This is a genomic window from Roseibium sp. RP-7 (genome assembly GCF_053005225.1).
Window position 1 is genome coordinate 300,045 of the sequence record NZ_JBRKQA010000003.1, and the last position, 19,201, is coordinate 319,245.

The window sequence follows — 19,201 nt, forward strand, 5'->3', positions numbered from 1 at the left end:
CGTTTCCTTACCTAAATCACAGAGCTTCGGCGTCGGTTTCGCCGGTACGGATGCGCACGACCTGATCGATCGAATGGACGAAGATCTTCCCATCCCCGATCTGGCCGGTCTTGGCAGCGCCGGAAATCACTTCGACGACCTTGTCGACGGAGGCGGCATCCACAGCGACTTCAATCTTCAGCTTCGGCAGAAAGCTGACGGCATACTCGGTGCCGCGATAGATTTCGGTGTGCCCCTTCTGGCGGCCATAGCCCTTCACTTCAGTCACCGTCAGCCCCTGGATGCCGATGCTGGTCAAGGCATCGCGCACTTCGTCGAGCTTGAACGGCTTGATGATGGCCATCACTATTTTCATTGCTCGTTCCATTCCCCTTCTTAGCGCCCCTTCCCGTCGAAGAAGCTCGGCCTACCACCCCGGAAACTGCGCCTGGTTCTGTCCCCCTCTGGAAGGATCTTCTCAGGTCTTCGGCTTCACCACGTGTTGTGGCCCCGGGCCGGTGTCGGCTCTTACTAATCAAGGACCGTGCCAACTTGGCTTTTTCGGAGAGTCTTTCGCGGAATCCCGCGGTTTTGCAGTGCAAAAAACGCCGAAGCCAACTTTGTGGCATAAATGGGATGGCGGCTTTTCAGGCAGTTTTTCTGCCTATTTTTTGCACATCGCATACTCTGAAGGTTAAAAATTGTGCACAAAACACCGGCAATCGCTCCTCGCATAAAAATGCGGCACCTGAACCGGTCAACAAAGTTACGGCAGCGCAAATGGCCGTGCCTCGCCACTGCGGCGGCAGCCCGCCGCGAAAGCAGCCACCGCCTCAGTGCGGAGGCAAAATCCGTATCTCAAGTTCCAGATGGAGGATTGGCGCTGCACGCCTGTATCCCTCCAGAGAAAGAGCCGCCACATCGAATAAGTTCGAGCTTGTTCGGGATCCTGGAGTATACTTTTCAGACGTAACCCTGGCAGATGCAGCCATTAGTTGCTTTGCCATTTTCAATGACCCCATCCCAACGGACCAACCGGCAGAGGCTGAAATGAGACACAGTGCCAAGCTAGCGGCCATAGCCCTTTCGTTCTTGCCGGGTCTTGCGAACGCGCAGGACGTGGCCGACACCATCTATTCCGGCGGTCCCATCCTGACCATCAATGACGGCCAGCCGAAGGTTGAAGCCGTCGCGGTAAAAGACGGGCGAATACTGGCGGCAGGAACGTTGGCCGATATTTCGACCTTTAAGGGCGAAACGACGGAGACGTTCGATTTGAACGGCCGGACGATGCTACCGGGGTTCGTAGATAGCCACGGACACGTGGTCATGGGCGGAATTCAGGCCCTTTCGGCGAACTTGCTTGCGCCGCCGGACGGCGACGTCACGGATATCGCCAGCTTGCAGGCAACGCTGAAAGCCTGGGCGGAGAAGAACGCTGCGACAGTCGACAAGGTGAAGATGATCATCGGCTTCGGTTACGACAACGCACAACTGGCCGAACTCCGCCATCCAACGCGTGAGGATCTCGACGCGGTCTCGACGGAAGTCCCGATCGTGATCGTGCATCAGTCGGGCCACCTCGGTGTTGCCAATTCCAAGGCGCTCGAACTCGCGGGGATCACCGCCTCGACCGAAAATCCGGAAGGCGGTGTCATTCAGCGCACTTCGGATGGAACTCCCAATGGCGTTCTTGAAGAATATGCCTTTTTCAATGTGCTCATCCCGCTGCTCGGAACTCTGGGGCCGGAAGGACTGTCTGCTTTCGCGGAAGCCGGAGCAGACCTCTGGATGCGCTACGGATATACGACCGCGCAGGATGGCCGCTCTTCCGGGGCGGTGGTCGAAGCCTTGAAGGCGGTGGACGCGGACAAGGGTCTTCCGGTGGACGTTATCGCCTATCCCGACGTGCTCGAAGCGAAGGATTACATCGCCCAGCATGTTTCGCGCGACTACGAAGGCAAAGTGCGCGTGGGCGGATGCAAGCTGACAATCGATGGCTCGCCACAAGGCTTTACCGCCTTGCGAGACCGGCCTTACTACGATCCCGTCGGCGATTATCCTCCCGGTTATGCCGGTTATGCGTCGGTGACGATGGAAAAGGTTCAGGACGCCGTGAACTGGTGCTACGAAAACGGCATCCAGATCATCACGCATGCCAATGGCGAAGGCGCCTCCGACATGCTGATTGCCGCCATTGGCGCGGCCCAGAAAAAATATGGAGACCCCGGCAACCGGCCGGTGCTCATCCACGGCCAGTTTCTGCGTGAAGACCAGGTGGACAGCTACAAGCGGCTTGGCGTCTTCATGTCCCTGTTTCCCATGCACACCTTCTACTGGGGCGATTGGCACCGAGACCACACGGTTGGCCCGGTGAACGCGGACAATATTTCGCCAACTGGCTGGGTGCGCGAACGCGGCATGAAGTTCGGCTCCCATCACGATGCTCCCGTCGCCTTCCCGGACAGCATGCGTATTCTCTCAGCGACGGTCACACGGCGCACCCGGTCAGGCGACATCCTCGGCCCGAGCCAGCGGGTAGACGTCATGACCGCCTTGAAAGCCATGACCATCTGGCCCGCGTGGCAACAATTCGAGGAAAACGACAAGGGGTCGATCGAAGTCGGCAAGCTGGCCGATTTCGTTCTGCTGTCCGAAGACCCGACGGCGATCGATCCGGAGAAGCTGGCCGGGATAAAGATCGAAGGGACAGTGAAAGGCGGCAATCTGGTCTATGACGCACAGAAAGACGGCCGTCGGGGCGACCTCTCCCCGCAATTTCCGGTCTTTGGCAATCCGGAAGCAGCACATAACCTGATGCATGCGATGTATGACGGCTTGAGCGGCGTTTCCAATCAGTAAGCAGACCGCATGCTGCGTCGGGACGGCCTCCGAAGGCCGTCCTGAAGACAGGGCAACTCGGTCAATGCCTCAACCGCAGAAGCAGCTCCCGGGCAGATCCTCAGGCTGAGAAGCCGCCGCTTTCCAGATAGGCGATCTCTTCCGGTGTCGATTGCCGGCCGAGAACAGCATTGCGATGCGGAAAGCGGCCGAAGCGGCGGATGACGTCGAGGTGGATCAGCGCGTAGTGATAGAGTTCCGTGTCGCCAAGGACGCGGCACAGGTCAACAGACCTTTCCTGATGCGCCATGTCTTCTGCGTGCTCGAAGGGCAGGTAGAAAAAGCCGCGCGCCTCCTTGGGAAACGCCCTGTCAAAACCACGATCAAGCGCTTTTTCGGCGACCTCTACGGCCTTCGGGTCCGCCCGGAAAGCCTTGGGGCTTCCGCGGAAGACATTGCGCGGGAACTGGTCAAGCAGGATCAGGAGCGCGAGCGCACCGTCGGCCGTATCCGCCCAGCCATCGAGCTTGCCCTCAGCCGCATCCTCGATAGCGGCCAGGAACCTGTCCCGGCACAACTTGTCGAACTTGTCGTCCTTTGCGAACCATTTCGCCGGCCCGGCGTTCCACCAGAAATCGAGAACGTCGAGGGAGGTGATCGGCTGGTCTGTCATGGCGGCAATTTCCGGAGATGAAGGAGTGGAACGGGTGCGATCCGTTCCTGCCAGCTTCACTTGCCCGCTGTCAACGCGCCGCAGGCCAATGTCTGCCAGTTGACCTGGTGTTGCCGTGTCTGGGCATCCAGAAAGCCACTGTCCTTCAGGGCGGTCATTTCCTGCCTGAACGCCTCGACCAGCGCAGGATCCGTCCCCTGGCTGAAAACGGCCCACAGCGGGTTGGCAAGTGCTTCGACAAAGACCACCGGCTGCAGCAGGCTGCCGTCATATCCCTGCTTGCAGGCGCTGGCCTCTGCCAGGAACCCGGTCAGCGGCAGGACATCGATCCGCTCCAGATAGAGCATCTCGATACCTTGGTGAAAATCGGTGATCGGCACCAGGTTCCCGGTTTTCTCGAACCCGAGCTGTTTGAGGTGGGACAGAAGATTGGAGCCGTCCTGAACACCGATCCGCACACTCTGATCACGCAGGTCCTCGACCGTGTCGGCTTCGATCTTCGATCTGGTCGAGAGCTGGTAGAAATTCTGCCCATAGGGCGAGACTTCGCCCAGCCAGATGAATTTATCTTCTCGCTCCGGCGTTCGCGACAGCGAGAAAAAAAGCACATTCGGCATGGTTTCGGCCAGGAGCATTGCCCGCTTCCAAGGCAGGAATTCGTAAGCGCCGATCTTCAGCGGGATTGTTTCCCCGACCCGCCTGGCAACTTCGAGCATATAGGCCGTGACATAACCGTCCGGCTTGCCCGCGTTGTCCCATTGCAGCGGTGCGAAACTCTGGGTGACGATCTGGATTTCGGCGGGGTCTGCCTTTGCCGGGCCGGCAACAAGCGAAAGGGCCGCGGCCGCAAGCATGATTGCGCTCCGGAGTCCTGCTTTCATTCCTGCACCATGCAATCGTCCCGCACCTTTGAAAAAGCCGTTTCTCGCAGTTAAACCCTGCCGGCGGATTGCGGGTGCGCTATTGCGACAGCCGTCAATCCGGAACCGGACCTACCTGGCCTCAAGTCTGGGACGGTTTTCATCCCTGTACCCCGATGACACCGGCAAATCAGGCTAGTTTTGACTTCCTAATCTTGTATGAATGGCCAACAAAGGGAAGAAATTTCGACCCGCCACCGGCGCCCCTGAAACGGAGACTTTGTTGACGACCGGAACGACACTCGATCTGAAGGGCCTGAAATGCCCGCTGCCCGTGCTCAAGACCCGCAAGGCCCTCACCCGGTTATCCAGCGGCGAGCAACTGACGGTTTTGACCACGGACCCGATGGCGGAAATCGACATTCCCCATTTCTGCAACGAGCAGGGCCATACCCTGCTGGAAGCAGAGCGCATAGAGGGCGGCCACCGTTTCGTGCTGACCAAGGGCGGCTAGATCAATAAACGATCAGCACCCGGCTTGAAGCGTCACTGCATCTTGCCGGCAATCTTGTCGATATCCGCCGCAAGCTGGAGGTCCAGTTTGCTGAGACCGCCAACGTCATGGGTCGACAGGGTGATATCGACACTGCGATAGACATTGAACCATTCGGGATGGTGGTTCATCTTTTCCGCCACCAGCGCGATCTGGGTCATGAAGGCAAAGGCTTCGCGGAAATTGTGAAACTTGAAGGATTTCGATATCGCCTCCCGGTCTTCGCACATGTGCCAGCCCGGCAGATCGTTCAATCCGGCGGCGCGGTCTTCCGGCTTCAGTCGTTCAACCATCTGGTCCTCCTGTTTTGCGTAACGGCCCGGCTCGAAAACGAGCCGTCTGCCTGCCGTGCACCTAATCCAGTTCTGTGTCAGCCCAATGGCGGGCTGCCAGCATCCGCTTGGCGCCTGTTTCAAGGATAACCCGCGTGCCCCACGCCGTCCTCTTCGTTTGCCTTGGCAACATCTGCCGGTCGCCACTTGCGGAAGGCGTCTTCCGGGACATCGTGCAGGAGACAGGACTGGCAGACAGTTTCGTGGTCGATAGCGCGGGAACCGGCGCCTGGCACATCGGCAATCCACCGGACCCACGCTCCATCGACATAGCCGCGCGGCATGAGGTCGATATCTCCGCCCAACGGGCACGGCAGGTGCGGGCAGATGATTTCCGCCGCTTCGACACCATCGTCGCCATGGACAGGGACAATCTCGCGGCCCTCAAGCGCATGGGCGGAGCGAGCAGCCCCCGGCTACGATTGCTTTTGAACAGACCGCCGCAGGATGTTCCCGATCCCTACTACGGCGGCCCGGACGGCTTTGAACAGGTGTACCAGCTCGTGCGCACTGGTGGTCAACGTCTCTTTCAGGACCTGATGACGAGTGCCTGACAAAGCCAGGCACGCTGCTTGACCACACGACAAGCCGGGGATTGCCGGGCACGGGTTCATAAATCCGTCTCAGACACCGGTTTATGGGTGTCTGATCTGCACGACTTCCTTGGCACCAAAATGAAAATTCTGTGGTGGTCTCTTGCGGCTGCGCTGATCCTGGCCGGGCTGGTAACGGTCTGGCTGCCGATCCCGACCGGCGTCCCCCTGCTTGCGCTCGGCATGATTGTCATTGTCGGCACGAACCGGAGTGCGGCACGCATGCTGCGCAGCCGCAGACGCAAGACGCCGCCGCTCAACGATGCCATTACCTGGGTGGAAGACCGCTCGCCCTTGCGCTTTGCTCGCATCCTGAAACGCACAAGACCACGCAAGAAGTAGGGTGTTTGTCAGCGTTCGGCAAAAACGCGACCGATGCCGCGAAGTGCCCGTCGGACCCGAACCGCCAGCCGTTGCAACACCCGCTGCAAGCGCCGCCCCTTCACGGTGAACCACTCGTCAAGCTGGCGATCGCTCACCAGCGGAGGGGTCTTGCGATAAAGCAGATGGTGGATCGCCAGGATCAGGAGCAGCGTCACGCCCCAGGACAACAGCGTATCGGACAGGAAGTGCCCGCCGAAAGCCACCCGATTGGCTGACAGGATCAGGCCGAGCGGGATCAGAAAGACGAGAGCGCCCTTGCGCCAGGTTGCGGGCACAAGCAAGGTAATTGCCGCCACCAGCCACATGGCAGCCGACCCTTCCCCGGACACGAACGAACAGTTGCTGTCGCAGTAGTTCGAGATTTTCCAGACCGGCTGGTACGGCAGATCCCCACCGAAGATCTCGACATTGCGGGGCCGCGGGCGGCCCCAGTTGTCTTTCAGGATCAGGTTGACCAGAACCCCCGGTCCAAGGATCAGCGTCGACAGCAGGAACACCGGCTGACGCAGTGGCATCAGCGGCTGACGGCCCGGCACCAGCAGCTTGATGAGCAGAACCGCCACGCAGACGATGGCGATCACCCGGACAAGAAACGGTCCAAGGTGCCGGACATCGCGCAAGAACGCGACGTTCTCGGCCTTGAAGCCCTCATCGCCAAAATGGAAAAGCCCGCTCGCCCAGAGATCGACGCCGGGAAAGGCCAGAAAGAACAGGGACACAAGGCAGATATAGAGCCCAACGCACACCATCGAATGGTTAATGCACCAGATGGATAGTTTGCTCAGTCCGGTCTTGGGATTATGCTGTTGGGGCTGGGTTTGCGTCATGGCTGCTCTTTAACGCATCCAATTGCCCGATCCAATCCCTTCCTGAAACCGGCCGGTTCAGATTTTGCGGAGATGCGGAATGTGAAAAACAGTCAGCCGCCTGCGGCCCCTACCGGCACGAATATAGTGTCATTGCGGCAGGACCGGAAACCGGTGGTGGAATTCTGGTACGAGTTTGCATCCACCTACAGCTATCTCTCGGCCATGCGGATCGAAACGCTTGCAAGCGACTATGGCGTTGAGATCGCCTGGCGGCCATTTTTGCTCGGTCCGATCTTCAAGAAGCAGGGCTGGCCAACCTCTCCCTTCAACCTGTATCCCGCCAAGGGCCACTACATGTGGCGCGACATGGAGCGGCTTTGCAGACAATACGGCCTGCCGTTCACCTTGCCGTCTCCCTTTCCCCAGGACGCGCTGCTGGCCGCCAGGATCGCACACGCAGCACAGAACCAGCCCTGGATAGGGGCCTTTACCCGTGCGGTCTTCATCGCTGAATTCGGACAGGGGCTGAACATCGCCGACGAAAGCCTGATGGCCGAACTGCTGCTGGAAATCGGCGCTCCGGCCCGGACGGCCCTGGCAACCGCCCACAGCCGGGAAAACAAGATAAGTCTGCGCGCAGCCGTTACCGAAGCCGAGAAACTCGGCATCTTCGGCGCACCGAGTTTCGTCATTCCAGGCGGAGACCTCTACTGGGGCGACGATCGGCTGGAACAGGCCCTCGAGGCAGCCGGAAGCCTGGTTGAAACAGACGCCTGAAGACTGCCTCGCGTTCATCCGATATCCCAACACAAAACCCGGCTTGCGGGACCCGAGATCGAAGGCTATATACGAAACATATACGTTTCATATAACCAGCCATTTCGGGAGACAGTCATGGGCATCGTCAAGATCGACGAGGGTCTGCACGAGGAAATCCGCCGGGCCAGCACCGTCATGTGCCGTTCCATCAATGCGCAGGCCGAATTCTGGATGAAGATCGGCATGCTCGCCGAGGCAAACCCGACCCTGTCCTTCAGCGACATCATCAAGATGCAGCTCGAAGCAGCGCAGGCTCCGTCAGCAGATGCGGCGGTTGCCTGACATGGTCAAGACCCCGGAAGAACTGGAACTCATGCGCAACTCGGGCAGGTTGCTCGCCTCCGTCTTCGAGATGCTCGATGGTGTTGACCTTGCCGGAATGTCGACACTCGCTGTCAACGACATGGTGGAGCGTTTCATAACCGAGGACCTTGCCGCCCGTCCGGCCAGCAAAGGGCAATACGGCTTTGAATTTGTGCTGAATTGCTCAATCAACCAGGTCGTCTGCCACGGCATTCCGGACCGGAACGAGATCATCCGCGACGGCGACATCATCAATCTGGATATCACGCTCGAAAAGGACGGCTTCATTGCCGATTCCAGCAAGACCTATGTGGTCGGAAACGCCAGTGCGGCCGCAAGGCGGCTGGTGCGTGTTGCCCAGAAAGCGATGTGGAAAGGGATCGAGCAGGTAAAGCCGGGCGCCTATCTGGGCGATATCGGCCATGCAATCGAAAAACACGCCAAGAAGAACGGCTACTCGGTGGTGCGCGACTATTGCGGGCACGGCATCGGCCGTGAAATGCACGAGGAGCCCAACGTACTGAATTTCGGACGGCGCGGAACGGGCATGAGATTGCGCGAAGGCATGGTCTTCACCGTCGAGCCGATGATCAACCAGGGCACCAGCCGGGTTTCAACCGAAGAGGACGGCTGGAAGGTTGTGACCAAAGACGGCAAGCTGTCGGCGCAGTTCGAACACACGGTCGCCGTTACCGCCGATGGTGTCGAGGTTCTGACCCTGCGCCGAGATGAAACAGCCCTGACAGGATAGAGGCCGTAAGGTGTGGCCCTCAGCCCGCTTTGCGTCCGCTCGCCAGTTTCATCGCCTCGAAAAGGGCGGCAGGTGACAGGGGTTTTGTCAGGATTTCCCGGAACCCTGCATCCCGCAAACGCGTGTCGCCAACAGACTCCAGAGCCGCCGTCACGGCGATCAGCGGCAGGTCCGGGCGCAGAGAGCCGAGAGCCTCGGCCGTTTCGACACCGCTCATGCCGGGCATGTGCAGATCGAGCAACGCGGCATCGAAGTCGCTCTTTTGAACGAGACCGACAGCCTGCTCGCCCGATCTGGCGGCCTCCGACGAAATACCGAAGGATTCCAGCAGCGCTGCCAGCAGACGGCAATTGGTCTCGTTGTCATCAACAATAAGCACATGCGCCGACAAGGGCCCGGTGACAGACGCATCTTCGGATGATTCCGACGTTCCATGCTGGTCTGCCTCGGCCTGCAACAGGCCGTCATCGCCCTCGCCGAGCGGAATTTCCACGTTGAACCGGCTGCCGCCGGTCTCGGAACGCGCCAGTGTCAACCGGCCATTCATGTCCCGGACGAACTGCGCCGTCCCCCAAAGACCAAGACCCGTTCCAGGCGCGGTTTCCCGGCCGTGCCGGCCCCGGACGAAGGGCCGGAACAGCCGTGCACCTTCTTCAGGCTCGATGCCGGGGCCGCTGTCTGCAACGGAAATCAGGATGGAGGAAGGATTGCCCTGACCGGATGCATCCTCCGATTTGTGGCCGGCTGCGCGAACCTCGACCGTGACCCCGCCCTCAGCAGTGTATTTGACAGCATTGTCCAGCAATGTCGTGATCACCCGGCGCAGTGTCCCGCCACTTGATGTAACCGCCTCGCGGGCCTCGTCGTCTATTTTCAGCGTCAAGGTCAGGTTTTTTGCTTCGGCCGCGACCTGGAAAAGGTCGGCGATTTCCGAAACGAAATCTGCGATCCGACTTGGTCTTGTTTCCGCTTGCGATCCCGGTTCGGCAGCCGTGACAAGCTCGCCCGTCATTTGCGTAAGTGCATCGATGGAGCGAATGAGGATCGACAGTTGATCCTTCTGTGTCCCGTTCAGCGGACCGGTGCCGATCAGCTCCGCCGTCAGGCGCATGGCGGCAAGCGGCGTTCTGAGATCGTGGGCCAGAAGCGCAAGTTTGACGCTGTCATCGTCATGATTTGCCATGCGGCCGGAGATCCTTCGCCTGAATGGGTCTCAACCGGGCTTGCCAGACACGCGCCAAAAAGCCAAGTTGGTCGAAATTCTGCTTACCTTGCCGTGTGGCCGCTGTCCATCCAGACCGGCATCCACCTGCACCCAGTCCCAAATCAACCGGAAACAGCCTTCGGGTTGCCGCATAGATGCTTGCTCAAACACTTACGATCGTCGCCCCGGTTTTCCTGCTGATCGGCATTGGCTACTGTCTCGCCAAAACCCGCATTCTGAACCAGAGCATCAGCGAAGCACTCGGGCAGTTCGTCTATATCGTGGCGATCCCGGTGCTGATCTTCCGATCGCTGATCGGCGCTGACCTCAGCGCGGGTGTTCCGCTGGCGCTCTGGGCAACCTACTTCATCGGCGTCGGCTTTGCCTGGTTGCTCGGATCGCTGATCATTCGCAAGGGTTTCGGCCGCGATGCCCGGGCAAGCGCGATCGGCGGGATATCCGCCGCCTTCGCCAACACGATTCTGGTCGGCCTGCCGCTGGTCGCCTCGGTATACGGCGACGAAGGCCTGGCCCCACTGCTGCTGATCATCTCGATCCACCTGGCCACGATGACAGTGCTGATGGCGGTGATGATGGAGCGGGCAGCTGCGATCGACAACGGCACGGCCTCCCCACCCATTTCCCAACTGTTGATGGGAGCTGGAAAAAGCCTGGTGAAGAACCCCCTCGTCGTCACCATCGTCGCCGCCTTTGTCTGGCGGCAGACAGGCCTCGAGCTGCCGGAGATCGGTCTCGATGTTATCAGCCGCATCGCCGCCACGGCGCTGCCGTTGTCACTGCTGTCACTGGGCATGAGCCTCGTGCAATACGGCATGCGCGGCAATATCGTGCCAGGACTGATCCTCAGCATCATCAAGATGCTGCTTATGCCGATCGTCGTTTTTAGTTTCGGGGCTTTCGTGTTCCACCTGCCGCCTCTGTGGACAGCCGTGGCGACCTTGACGGCCAGCTGCCCGACAGGTGTCAACGCCTATATTTTCGCCAACCGCTACGGCACCGGCCATTCCATGTCAGCAAATGCGATTACCATGACCACGCTCTGCGCCATCGTTACAGCCAGCTTGTGGATCTGGTTCCTGGATCATTGGTTCGGCATGAGCCTGCGCTAATCCCTGAACGCGCTAGAGCCCGATCCTCTTGCGCAATTCGGCATGGGTCATGCCGGCCTCACGCAACGACCGGAGACTGGTGTCCTTGCTGGACTTCGAGAGCTTGCGTCCGTCCGCCCCCAGGACGAGCCTGTGATGCCGGTAGACCGGTGACGGCAGGCCGAGCAGTTCCTGCAGGACCCTGTGCACACTGGTTGCGTGATAAAGGTCCTGTCCGCGCAGCACATCGGTGATGCCCTGCCTGGCATCATCGACCACCACCGACAGATGATAGCTCGTCGGCGTGTCCTTGCGGGCAAGGATCACATCACCCCACGCTGCCGCCTCGACAGGCAACGCGACAGGTTCGGCAAACAGGTTTTCGCCTTCCGCCCCCGTTTCCTGCCACGACAGCGCCCTTCCGATCTGCGCGAGGGCGCGCTGCATGTCGAGACGCAGTGAGAACGGCGCATCGCTGGCCGCCCGGCTCCTGAGCTCTTCCGGCGAAAGAACCGCGGCATCGCCAGGATAAAGCGGCGCACCGTCAGGATCCCGCGGCCAGCTTTCTCCATTGGCTTCCTTGGCTGAAACGAACGCCTTGATTTCAGCACGGGTCAGATAGGCGGGATAAACCAGGCCCATGTCCTGCAACTTTTCCAGGGCTGCCCGGTATTGCGGAAAATTTTCCGATTGGCGCAACACGGGCTCATCGAGCGGCACACCCAACCAGGCGAGATCCTCGAACATCTCCCGTTCCAGGTCCGGCGTGCACCGGGTCTGGTCGATGTCTTCCACCCGCACGAGAAACCGGCCACTGAGCGCAACAGCTGCACGCGCATTCAGGAGAGCCGAAAGCGCATGCCCCAGATGCAAGTGCCCATTGGGCGAAGGAGCAAAGCGGAATACGGGCTGGGTCATGAGATCGGCAAAGGCTGTTGACGCGGAGCGGGCTGATGAGTGAAGTCCTACCTATCATTCCCCAGCCGCCGCGCAAGAGACAGTATCGCCCGGCAGTTCAAGACATATCCGGACAAGCCCCGCCGACATGACCCCGATTGCCACCGAAGAAGACATCGAAGCCGGTCTCAAGGCACTGATCCGTCTCGACCCGCGCCTGCAGGAAATTGCTGGAACAGCAGGCCCGATCCCCTTGCGCCGACGCGCGGCCGATTTTGAAGGTCTTGCACAGATTGTCACCGGACAGCAGGTGTCGGTTGCCAGCGCGGCTGCCATCTTCGCACGCCTTCAGGTGCTGATTGCGCCGCTGACGGCAGAAAACCTGGCAACCTTCACCGACGAGGAACTGGCAGGCGCCGGCCTGTCCCGACCGAAAATCCGGACCTTGCGCGCGCTGACGGAAGCTTGCGGCAATGGTCTCGACCTGGCTCATCTGGCACAGGCGCCGGCGGATGAAGCCCACCGCGCATTATGCGAGATTAAGGGTATCGGCCGCTGGACCGCGGATATCTTCCTGCTGTTCTGCGCGGGTCATCCTGATGTCTTCCCGAGCGGTGACCTGGCCTTGCAAGTCGCGGTTCAGGAGTCCCTCGCCTTGGCAGATCGTCCGGCACCAAAAGAGCTCGACGTCATCGCCAATGCCTGGGCACCGCACCGTGCTGTCGCCGCCCGTCTCTTCTGGGCTTGGTACAAGGTGAAAAAACAGGGCCGGGAAACCCTGCCGGTCTAGGGTGTGGCCCCTATCGGGCCGACATGTCCGCAACGGCCCGCAACAGAAGATCGATGTCCTCCGGCCGGGACAGACGATGATCGCCATCCGGCACCAGCGAAAAGGTGACATCGTCCAGCGGCAAGGCCTCAACCAGGCGGCGTGCATGACTTTCCGGCACATCCGGGTCCTGCGCGCCCTGCAGGATCGTGACGGGAGCACCGAGATGAAGCGGCGCCCCTAAAAGTAGGTGATTGCGGCCATCTTCGATCAGCTTGCGCGTGATCACATAGGGCGCGTCGCTATAGGCTGAAGGCTGCTCCCAGCGGCCATCGGCAAGAATAGCGGCACGGATCTCATCGCTGAAGCGCTGCTTCCACATCAGCTCTTCGGTAAAATCAACCGCGGGAGCAATCAGAACCAGCCCCTTGATGCGGCCACTGTCTTTGCGGGCGAGCGCCAGCAACAATGCGAGCCAGCCGCCCATGGAGGAGCCGACCAATACGGTTTCGCCCGGGCAACAAGCATCGAAAACGGCAAGCGCTTCCTCCAGCCAGTCGGAAACACAGGCATCTTCGAAATCACCCTCCGACAGGCCATGGCCGGAATAGTCGAACCGCACCACACCCTGCCCGTTTCGTGCCCCCTCCTCGGCCAATGCCTCGGCTTTTGTGCCGGACATGTCCGACTTGAACCCGGACAACCACAAGATGCCGGGTAACGAACTTGCCCCGGAACCCGGCGCATTCCGCACGGCAATCCGGCGTTTCGCGTCGTTTTTTCCGATCTGGATGAATTGCGGTTCGGAATCACCCATATTAAGGCTCTCGTTCTGATAGATGTTTTCTGTTTATGCCATTTGGCACAGACGCCCCGCCTTGACCAGTTCACCGGAGATCCGATTTGGTTCATCTGCCTTCTGAGACCACGATTTTGCAAGTGATCCCGGATCTCAACTCCGGTGGCGCCGAGCGCACGACGCTGGACGTTGCCAAAGCTGTGGTGGAAGCCGGTGGAAAGGCTCTCGTTGCAAGCCAGGGCGGCCAGATGGTGCCGGAACTGGAAGCCCTTGGCGCGGAACACATTGTCCTGCCCGTCAAGTCGAAGAACCCGGCAACCCTCTGGAAGAATGCAGCCAGGCTGGCGGACATCGTGACCACACGCAAGGTCAGCCTGCTTCACGCTCGCAGCCGGGCCCCGGCATGGTCGTGCCTTTGGGCCGCACGGCGCACCAGAACCCCTTTCGTGACCACCTACCACGGCACCTATAACCAGTCGAATGCACTGAAGAGCTGGTACAATTCGGTCATGGCGCGGGGGGATGCGGTGATTGCCAATTCGCATTTCATATGCGGGCTGATCGAAGACCGGCACCCGTTCGCAAAAGGCAAGATCACCGTCATCCAGCGCGGATCCGATCTGAAAGGCCTGCTACCCGACAATGTCAGCGCCCTGCGGCTGCAGGCATTGAAGGACCAGTGGGGCATCCCGATGGGACGGCCAATACTCCTCAACATGGCCCGGCTGACCGCCTGGAAGGGACAGCGCGTCGTGATCGAGGCGATGGCGCTTCTGCAAGACAGGCTGCCGTCCGACCCGATCGCCATTCTGGCGGGCGACGCCCAGGGTCGTGACGGATATCTGGCGGAGTTGAAGAAGCTGATTGCCGACAACGGCCTGCAGGACAAGGTCCGGATCGTCGGTCACTGCGCCGACGTTCCCGCCGCCATGGCATTGGCCGACATTGCGATTGTTGCTTCTGTCGAACCGGAAGCCTTCGGCCGGGCGGCAGTCGAAGCACAGGCCGCAAGGGTGCCTGTGATCGTCTCCAACCTCGGGGCGGTACCTGAAACCGTCCTTTCCCCGCCCGATGCGGCCGAAAGCGAACGTACCGGCTGGCGGGTGGCACCGGGCGACCCTCAGGCTCTGGCGGACGCCATTGTCCGTGTGTTGGGCCAGGACGTGGACGAGAAAAACAAAATGGCGGACCGGGCTCTCGCCCATGTCCGCCAGAATTTCTCGGTCGAAACCATGTGCGCCCGCACGCTGGGTGTTTATGCCGGCCTACTGGGCACCTGATCTCAGCCGGCGCGTACGCGTGCCAGGAAGCCGTCGACCTCCGCCTGAAGCGCCCGGGCATTGCTCGCAAGCGTGCCGGACGCCGCCTGCAGCTCTTCCGCCGCATGCCCCGACTGGGTGGCTGCTTCGCTGACGCTGCTGATGTTGCGGGTCACATCGCGTGTACCGGTGGAAGCTTCGTGCACATTGCGTGCGATCTCGGTGGTTGCCGCGCCCTGCTCTTCGACAGCCGCCGCGATCCCGCCGGCAATCTCGTTGATCTCGAAGATCGTCTTGGTGATGCCGTCGATAGCAGAGACCGCGTCACGGGTCGCCGACTGGACACCGGAAATCTGCTGGGAGATTTCCTCGGTCGCCTTGGTCGTCTGGCTGGCCAGTTCCTTCACTTCCGACGCAACGACGGCAAATCCCTTGCCGGCCTCGCCCGCACGGGCCGCTTCAATGGTGGCATTGAGCGCCAGAAGATTGGTCTGCTCGGCGATATCGGAAATAAGCTTCACCACTTCACCGATGCGCGAAGCGGCTTCGGCGAGCCCCTGAACCTGGTCGTTGGTCTTCTTGGCTTCCGCCGTTGCCGTGGCAGCAACATTTGAAGACTGGGCGACCTGTCGGGAAATTTCCGAAACCGTCGACGACAGCTCTTCGGCTGCGGAGGCAACGGTCTGAACGTTGGCAGATGCCTGCTCGGCTGCCGCGGCAACGTTCGAAGATTGTTGCTGGGTCTGCTCGGCTGTGGCGCTCATGGAGCTTGCGCTCGATTCCAGCTGGGACGACGAGGACGATACCGCCTGGACGATTTCACCAACGGAGCTTTCGAAACTATCGGCAAGCTCCATCATCATCCGCTTTTGTTCGGCGGCGGTTCTTGCTGCCTGTTCCTTCTGTTCCGCTTCCAGTTCGCGGGTCCGGACGGCATTGGCGCGGAAAACTTCCACGGCGCGGGCCATGCTGCCGATCTCGCTCTTGCGGTCGGTGTACTGGACGTCGATGTCGATGGATCCGCCAGCGAGCGTTCCCATGGTTCCGGTAAGCGTTTTCACCGGTCTGGTAATGCTGCGGCCGATCAGCCAGCCAAGCCCGATGGACAGCACCAGCGCGATGGCGGAGACGGTCAGGAATGTTGTTTTGGAGAAGGCCTGGGCAGTGTCCAGCGTTTCCCCGGCGGCCAGCTTGCCCGCATAGGCAGCTTCAGACATCACCGCCCATTCCGGAGCGACCTGGGCGTAGATTGCCTCGATCTCGGCCAGATCGGCAGCAATCTTCAGGGACAATTCGGCATAAGCCTGGAAGGAGGCCTGATAGGTATCCAGCAGCTTGCCGATTTCAGCCTGTTCGGCGTCGGGCAACCCGCTTTTCGGCAGCAGATCTGCGAATTCAGCCCGCCGTTCGCTGATCCTGCCGATATATTTCTCGTCACCGCGCAGCATGAAATCTTTTTCATGACGGCGCATCATCAGCATCTTGACGGTCAAGGCATCCAGATTGGCGGCATCCAGCTTGCTTTCCACGTCATGCACGGCAGTGCGCAGAGACCCCTGCAGCCCGGTGCTTTCATCAAGCCCCATTCGGGTAAGCTCACTGGTCAAAGCGTCGAACTTTGCCTTGTGCTGGTCAAGAACATCGCGAAGCTTGGCGATGTTATCCTTGATGGAAGCCGATTGCGGCTTCGTATCGACATCGTTCAGGTTGCTCTGGGCTTTCTCGAACTCGGCTTTGTATTCCTCGACAAAGGCCATGTCCTTGTTCAAAAGAAAGTCCTTCTGGCTGCGCTGCATGTTCTGCGCATGAGCCTGAACCTGCGACACTTTGAAGTCCATTTGCGAATATTCAGCCAGATTGTCGATTTCGTGCGACACGATTTGCTGGCTGTAAAGCGCCGTGCCAAGCAATACGCCAATGGCAACCACGGCGATTGCGGACAGCGCTCCGACACGCACCGCGATGGGCAGATCTGCAAAGAACTTCATAATGGTCTCGTTTTTTTGGGGCAGCTCTTGTCGAGCCTTGCACAGTGTGCCCAGAAAACGCTCAAGCCATTAATTTTCCTTTACGCAACTTGAATACTGAGCCGACTAATCTTCTAAACCAGAGGTTTATACTTCTACGCACTCAATCATTCAGAGAATTCAATCAACTTATTATTTAGGCAAAACAGCCTTTTTCACTGCCCTGGAATTCCGGCCTGCCCAAAAACCGCACAGTTTCTCGGCCCCCTCCTGTCACTTTTGACCATCACGAAAGGAGCGCGGACGCCAGTGTGCGTCATTTTTTCGCGTCGGGTCGGTGCAATCTTTTTCAGGGTTTCAGCCAAAAATGACCCCAAACCGGCAAAGGCTTGGGTTCATTCTGCCGATACGCAAATCCTGTGGTCTCGCTGCACGCCATCAGAATGCGGGCGTCACGCGGCCAGCGGATAGGCCTCTTCCACCAGATAGGGGCCGCCACCGACACTCGATTTCGCCGAGAACAGCACAAAACGTCCGGCAATGAAGGGCTGCGCCTGGAAGTTGCCGCGCTCGCTCAGCCACTTGGCCACGTCCTCGTTGGTCGAGGTCCTGCAACGGGCAAGGGTGACATGCGGAACATACTTGCGCCGCTCGGCCGGCAGATGCAGACGCTGGATGATGCGCTCCTGCTCGGCCTGCAATTCGGCAAGTTGAGCGGTCGGCTCAACCCGGGCCCAGACCGCATGCGGCTTGCCGTTGCCGAAAGAACCAAGTCCGTTGAGGCGGATTTCCACCGGATCCCTGCGGACACGATCAAGCGCGGCGGCGATCTCGTCGGCCGTACGGTCGTCGATGTCGCCAATGAAGCGCAAGGTGATGTGGTAGTTCTCCGGATCAATCCAGCGGGCGCCCCGAAGGCCTCCCCGGAGCATCGAAAGCATGAGTGCCGTCTGGGACGGAATCTCAAGGCCTGTAAATAGGCGCGGCATGGGTGTTCCCTCCGCTGTCGCTGATGAATCCCATGAGGAATCAACTTCATGAAAATCGCAAGACAAAAAGCTAAGTTTTTGAGCGCGTTCAAAAATTCAGCGCCGCACTCAAATGAAAACCGGGCTGGTTCATAACCAGCCCGGCCTCCGATCTGCAGATGATTCTCTAAAAAGATTTATCGATCAGGAAGTTACACCCGTTACGGCGCCGGATTGCCGAATTCCTGATGCAGCGCATCGATTTTCTCCAGAACATCGGCACTCAGCTCAACGTCCGCAGCTCCGATGTCGGTATCCAGCTGCTCAATGGTCGTCGCACCCAGGATGACCGATGTCATGAAAGACCGCGACATGGCAAAGGCAAGTGCCATCTGCGACGGATCAAGTCCCGCCTCCTGCGCCAGGTCCAGATAGGCATCGACCGCCTCGATGGCGCGCGGGTGCTCATAGCGCTGCAGGCGGTTGAACAGCGTCTTGCGGGCACCTGCCGGAAGGGCGCCATTGCGGTATTTGCCCGTCAGATATCCCTGGGCCAGTGCCGAATATCCCAGAAGACCGACATCTTCCCGACGGGCAACTTCCGCAAGGCCGGTTTCAAAGGTCCGGTTGACAAGGGAATAGGCGTTCTGGATCGAGACGACCCGCGGCACGTCATACATCTCGGACGCGGCGACGTAGCGCATCGTGCCCCAGGCACTTTCGTTGGAGACACCGACGTGACGGATTTTGCCGGCCTTGACCAGATCCCCAAGGATTTCCAGCGTCGACTGGATGCTGTTTTCGTCCGGAGCCGGTTCGACATCCGCCCAGCGCGTCGGGTTTGAACCGAAGCCGCCGACGTTCCGGTCCGGCCAGTGGATCTGGTAGAGGTCGATATAGTCTGTTTCCAGGTTCTTCAGGCTGCGGTCGACCGCAAATTCGATCTGTTCGCGAACCAGTTTCGCCTTCGCACCGTTTTCACGGAACCAGTCCATGTCGGTCCGCCCGACCACCTTGGTGGCCATGACGATCTTGTCCCGCATGCCGGTTTTCTTGAACCACGTGCCGACGATGCGCTCGGTCCGGCCCTGGGTCTCTTTCTTCGGCGGGATCGGATAGAGTTCTGCCGCGTCAAAGAAATTGATGCCCTTTTCCATGGCGTGGTCCATCTGGGCGTGACCTTCCGCCTCGGAGTTCTGCTCCCCAAAGGTCATGGTACCGAGGCAAAGGGCGCTGACCTGTATATCCGTGCGGCCAAGACGGCGCTTTTCCATAAGACTATCCTTCAAATTTTGAAAACGGGGCGTCCCGGAAGCCGGATCGGCTTCCACC

At 59.8% G+C, this 19,201-nt stretch carries 21 protein-coding genes; 10 read left to right on the top strand and 11 right to left on the bottom strand.

What is annotated here, in order from left to right; genetic code table 11:
* Positions 1 to 16: 16 nt before the first annotated feature.
* The gene (locus ACVDG9_RS24175; protein ID WP_006938248.1) at positions 17 to 355 is read right to left on the bottom strand and encodes a P-II family nitrogen regulator; all 339 of its coding nucleotides are present in this window, start codon (positions 353 to 355) and stop codon (positions 17 to 19) included.
* Positions 356 to 1,029: 674 nt separating this feature from the next.
* On the opposite strand from ACVDG9_RS24175, the gene ACVDG9_RS24180 reads away from it, so the two are divergent.
* Entirely contained in the window at positions 1,030 to 2,841 is a 1,812-nt protein-coding gene (locus ACVDG9_RS24180; protein WP_447239186.1) for an amidohydrolase, read from the top strand.
* Between the two features lie 100 nt (positions 2,842 to 2,941).
* Here the strand turns inward: ACVDG9_RS24180 and ACVDG9_RS24185 are convergent, their stop codons facing one another.
* Together ACVDG9_RS24185 and ACVDG9_RS24190 are read right to left on the bottom strand one after the other, a co-directional pair.
* Entirely contained in the window at positions 2,942 to 3,493 is a 552-nt protein-coding gene (locus ACVDG9_RS24185) for a DUF924 family protein (RefSeq protein WP_077291489.1), read from the bottom strand.
* Between the two features lie 56 nt (positions 3,494 to 3,549).
* On the bottom strand, positions 3,550 to 4,347 hold the full coding sequence (locus ACVDG9_RS24190) for a substrate-binding periplasmic protein (RefSeq protein WP_447239187.1): 798 nt from the start codon (positions 4,345 to 4,347) through the stop codon (positions 3,550 to 3,552).
* A 286-nt stretch (positions 4,348 to 4,633) separates the two neighbouring features.
* Here ACVDG9_RS24190 and ACVDG9_RS24195 point away from each other — a divergent pair, with 286 nt between their 5' ends.
* Entirely contained in the window at positions 4,634 to 4,867 is a 234-nt protein-coding gene (locus ACVDG9_RS24195) for a sulfurtransferase TusA family protein (protein WP_055660494.1), read from the top strand.
* A 32-nt stretch (positions 4,868 to 4,899) separates the two neighbouring features.
* Here the strand turns inward: ACVDG9_RS24195 and ACVDG9_RS24200 are convergent, their stop codons facing one another.
* Positions 4,900 to 5,199 (bottom strand): 4a-hydroxytetrahydrobiopterin dehydratase, encoded by a 300-nt coding sequence (locus ACVDG9_RS24200; RefSeq protein WP_023002719.1) that lies wholly within the window; start codon positions 5,197 to 5,199, stop codon positions 4,900 to 4,902.
* 134 nt (positions 5,200 to 5,333) lie between these two features.
* On the opposite strand from ACVDG9_RS24200, the gene ACVDG9_RS24205 reads away from it, so the two are divergent.
* Complete coding sequence (locus ACVDG9_RS24205) at positions 5,334 to 5,792, top strand: low molecular weight protein-tyrosine-phosphatase (RefSeq protein ID WP_447239188.1); 459 nt, start codon at positions 5,334 to 5,336, stop codon at positions 5,790 to 5,792.
* 120 nt (positions 5,793 to 5,912) lie between these two features.
* Positions 5,913 to 6,173, top strand: coding sequence for a hypothetical protein (locus tag ACVDG9_RS24210; protein WP_023002717.1), 261 nt, complete (start codon positions 5,913 to 5,915; stop codon positions 6,171 to 6,173).
* Between the two features lie 8 nt (positions 6,174 to 6,181).
* On the opposite strand, the gene ACVDG9_RS24215 is transcribed toward ACVDG9_RS24210, so the two are convergent.
* Positions 6,182 to 7,042, bottom strand: coding sequence for a phosphatase PAP2 family protein (locus ACVDG9_RS24215; protein ID WP_075282170.1), 861 nt, complete (start codon positions 7,040 to 7,042; stop codon positions 6,182 to 6,184).
* A gap of 156 nt (positions 7,043 to 7,198) precedes the next feature.
* On the opposite strand from ACVDG9_RS24215, the gene ACVDG9_RS24220 reads away from it, so the two are divergent.
* The 3 genes from ACVDG9_RS24220 (at position 7,199) to map (ending at position 8,897) form a co-directional block, all read left to right on the top strand.
* On the top strand, positions 7,199 to 7,801 hold the full coding sequence (locus ACVDG9_RS24220; protein ID WP_447239189.1) for a 2-hydroxychromene-2-carboxylate isomerase: 603 nt from the start codon (positions 7,199 to 7,201) through the stop codon (positions 7,799 to 7,801).
* A gap of 117 nt (positions 7,802 to 7,918) precedes the next feature.
* Positions 7,919 to 8,125: a ParD-like family protein gene (locus ACVDG9_RS24225; protein ID WP_023002714.1), complete on the top strand. Its 207-nt coding sequence runs from the start codon at positions 7,919 to 7,921 to the stop codon at positions 8,123 to 8,125.
* Between the two features lies 1 nt (position 8,126).
* The gene (gene map, locus ACVDG9_RS24230) at positions 8,127 to 8,897 is read left to right on the top strand and encodes a type I methionyl aminopeptidase (RefSeq protein ID WP_055659942.1); all 771 of its coding nucleotides are present in this window, start codon (positions 8,127 to 8,129) and stop codon (positions 8,895 to 8,897) included.
* A gap of 19 nt (positions 8,898 to 8,916) precedes the next feature.
* Here the strand turns inward: map and ACVDG9_RS24235 are convergent, their stop codons facing one another.
* Complete coding sequence (locus tag ACVDG9_RS24235; RefSeq protein WP_447239190.1) at positions 8,917 to 10,080, bottom strand: hybrid sensor histidine kinase/response regulator; 1,164 nt, start codon at positions 10,078 to 10,080, stop codon at positions 8,917 to 8,919.
* 176 nt (positions 10,081 to 10,256) lie between these two features.
* On the opposite strand from ACVDG9_RS24235, the gene ACVDG9_RS24240 reads away from it, so the two are divergent.
* The gene (locus ACVDG9_RS24240) at positions 10,257 to 11,231 is read left to right on the top strand and encodes an AEC family transporter (RefSeq protein WP_055659947.1); all 975 of its coding nucleotides are present in this window, start codon (positions 10,257 to 10,259) and stop codon (positions 11,229 to 11,231) included.
* 12 nt (positions 11,232 to 11,243) lie between these two features.
* Here ACVDG9_RS24240 and gluQRS read toward each other — a convergent pair whose 3' ends face one another.
* A complete protein-coding gene (gene gluQRS / locus ACVDG9_RS24245; RefSeq protein ID WP_447239191.1) occupies positions 11,244 to 12,128 on the bottom strand; it encodes a tRNA glutamyl-Q(34) synthetase GluQRS in 885 nt (294 codons plus the stop codon).
* Between the two features lie 127 nt (positions 12,129 to 12,255).
* On the opposite strand from gluQRS, the gene ACVDG9_RS24250 reads away from it, so the two are divergent.
* A complete protein-coding gene (locus tag ACVDG9_RS24250; RefSeq protein ID WP_447239192.1) occupies positions 12,256 to 12,897 on the top strand; it encodes a DNA-3-methyladenine glycosylase family protein in 642 nt (213 codons plus the stop codon).
* A gap of 10 nt (positions 12,898 to 12,907) precedes the next feature.
* On the opposite strand, the gene ACVDG9_RS24255 is transcribed toward ACVDG9_RS24250, so the two are convergent.
* On the bottom strand, positions 12,908 to 13,693 hold the full coding sequence (locus ACVDG9_RS24255) for an alpha/beta hydrolase (protein ID WP_447239194.1): 786 nt from the start codon (positions 13,691 to 13,693) through the stop codon (positions 12,908 to 12,910).
* Positions 13,694 to 13,779: 86 nt separating this feature from the next.
* On the opposite strand from ACVDG9_RS24255, the gene ACVDG9_RS24260 reads away from it, so the two are divergent.
* Positions 13,780 to 14,955 (top strand): glycosyltransferase family 4 protein, encoded by a 1,176-nt coding sequence (locus ACVDG9_RS24260; protein WP_353607844.1) that lies wholly within the window; start codon positions 13,780 to 13,782, stop codon positions 14,953 to 14,955.
* Between the two features lie 2 nt (positions 14,956 to 14,957).
* On the opposite strand, the gene ACVDG9_RS24265 is transcribed toward ACVDG9_RS24260, so the two are convergent.
* The 3 genes from ACVDG9_RS24265 to ACVDG9_RS24275 all read right to left on the bottom strand — a co-directional run bounded on the left by ACVDG9_RS24265 (position 14,958) and on the right by ACVDG9_RS24275 (position 19,143).
* Positions 14,958 to 16,922, bottom strand: coding sequence for a methyl-accepting chemotaxis protein (locus ACVDG9_RS24265; RefSeq protein ID WP_370197366.1), 1,965 nt, complete (start codon positions 16,920 to 16,922; stop codon positions 14,958 to 14,960).
* A 431-nt stretch (positions 16,923 to 17,353) separates the two neighbouring features.
* Positions 17,354 to 17,890, bottom strand: coding sequence for an RNA 2',3'-cyclic phosphodiesterase (gene thpR, locus ACVDG9_RS24270; RefSeq protein ID WP_023002705.1), 537 nt, complete (start codon positions 17,888 to 17,890; stop codon positions 17,354 to 17,356).
* A gap of 200 nt (positions 17,891 to 18,090) precedes the next feature.
* Positions 18,091 to 19,143 (bottom strand): NADP(H)-dependent aldo-keto reductase, encoded by a 1,053-nt coding sequence (locus tag ACVDG9_RS24275; protein WP_447239195.1) that lies wholly within the window; start codon positions 19,141 to 19,143, stop codon positions 18,091 to 18,093.
* Positions 19,144 to 19,201 lie beyond the last annotated feature (58 nt).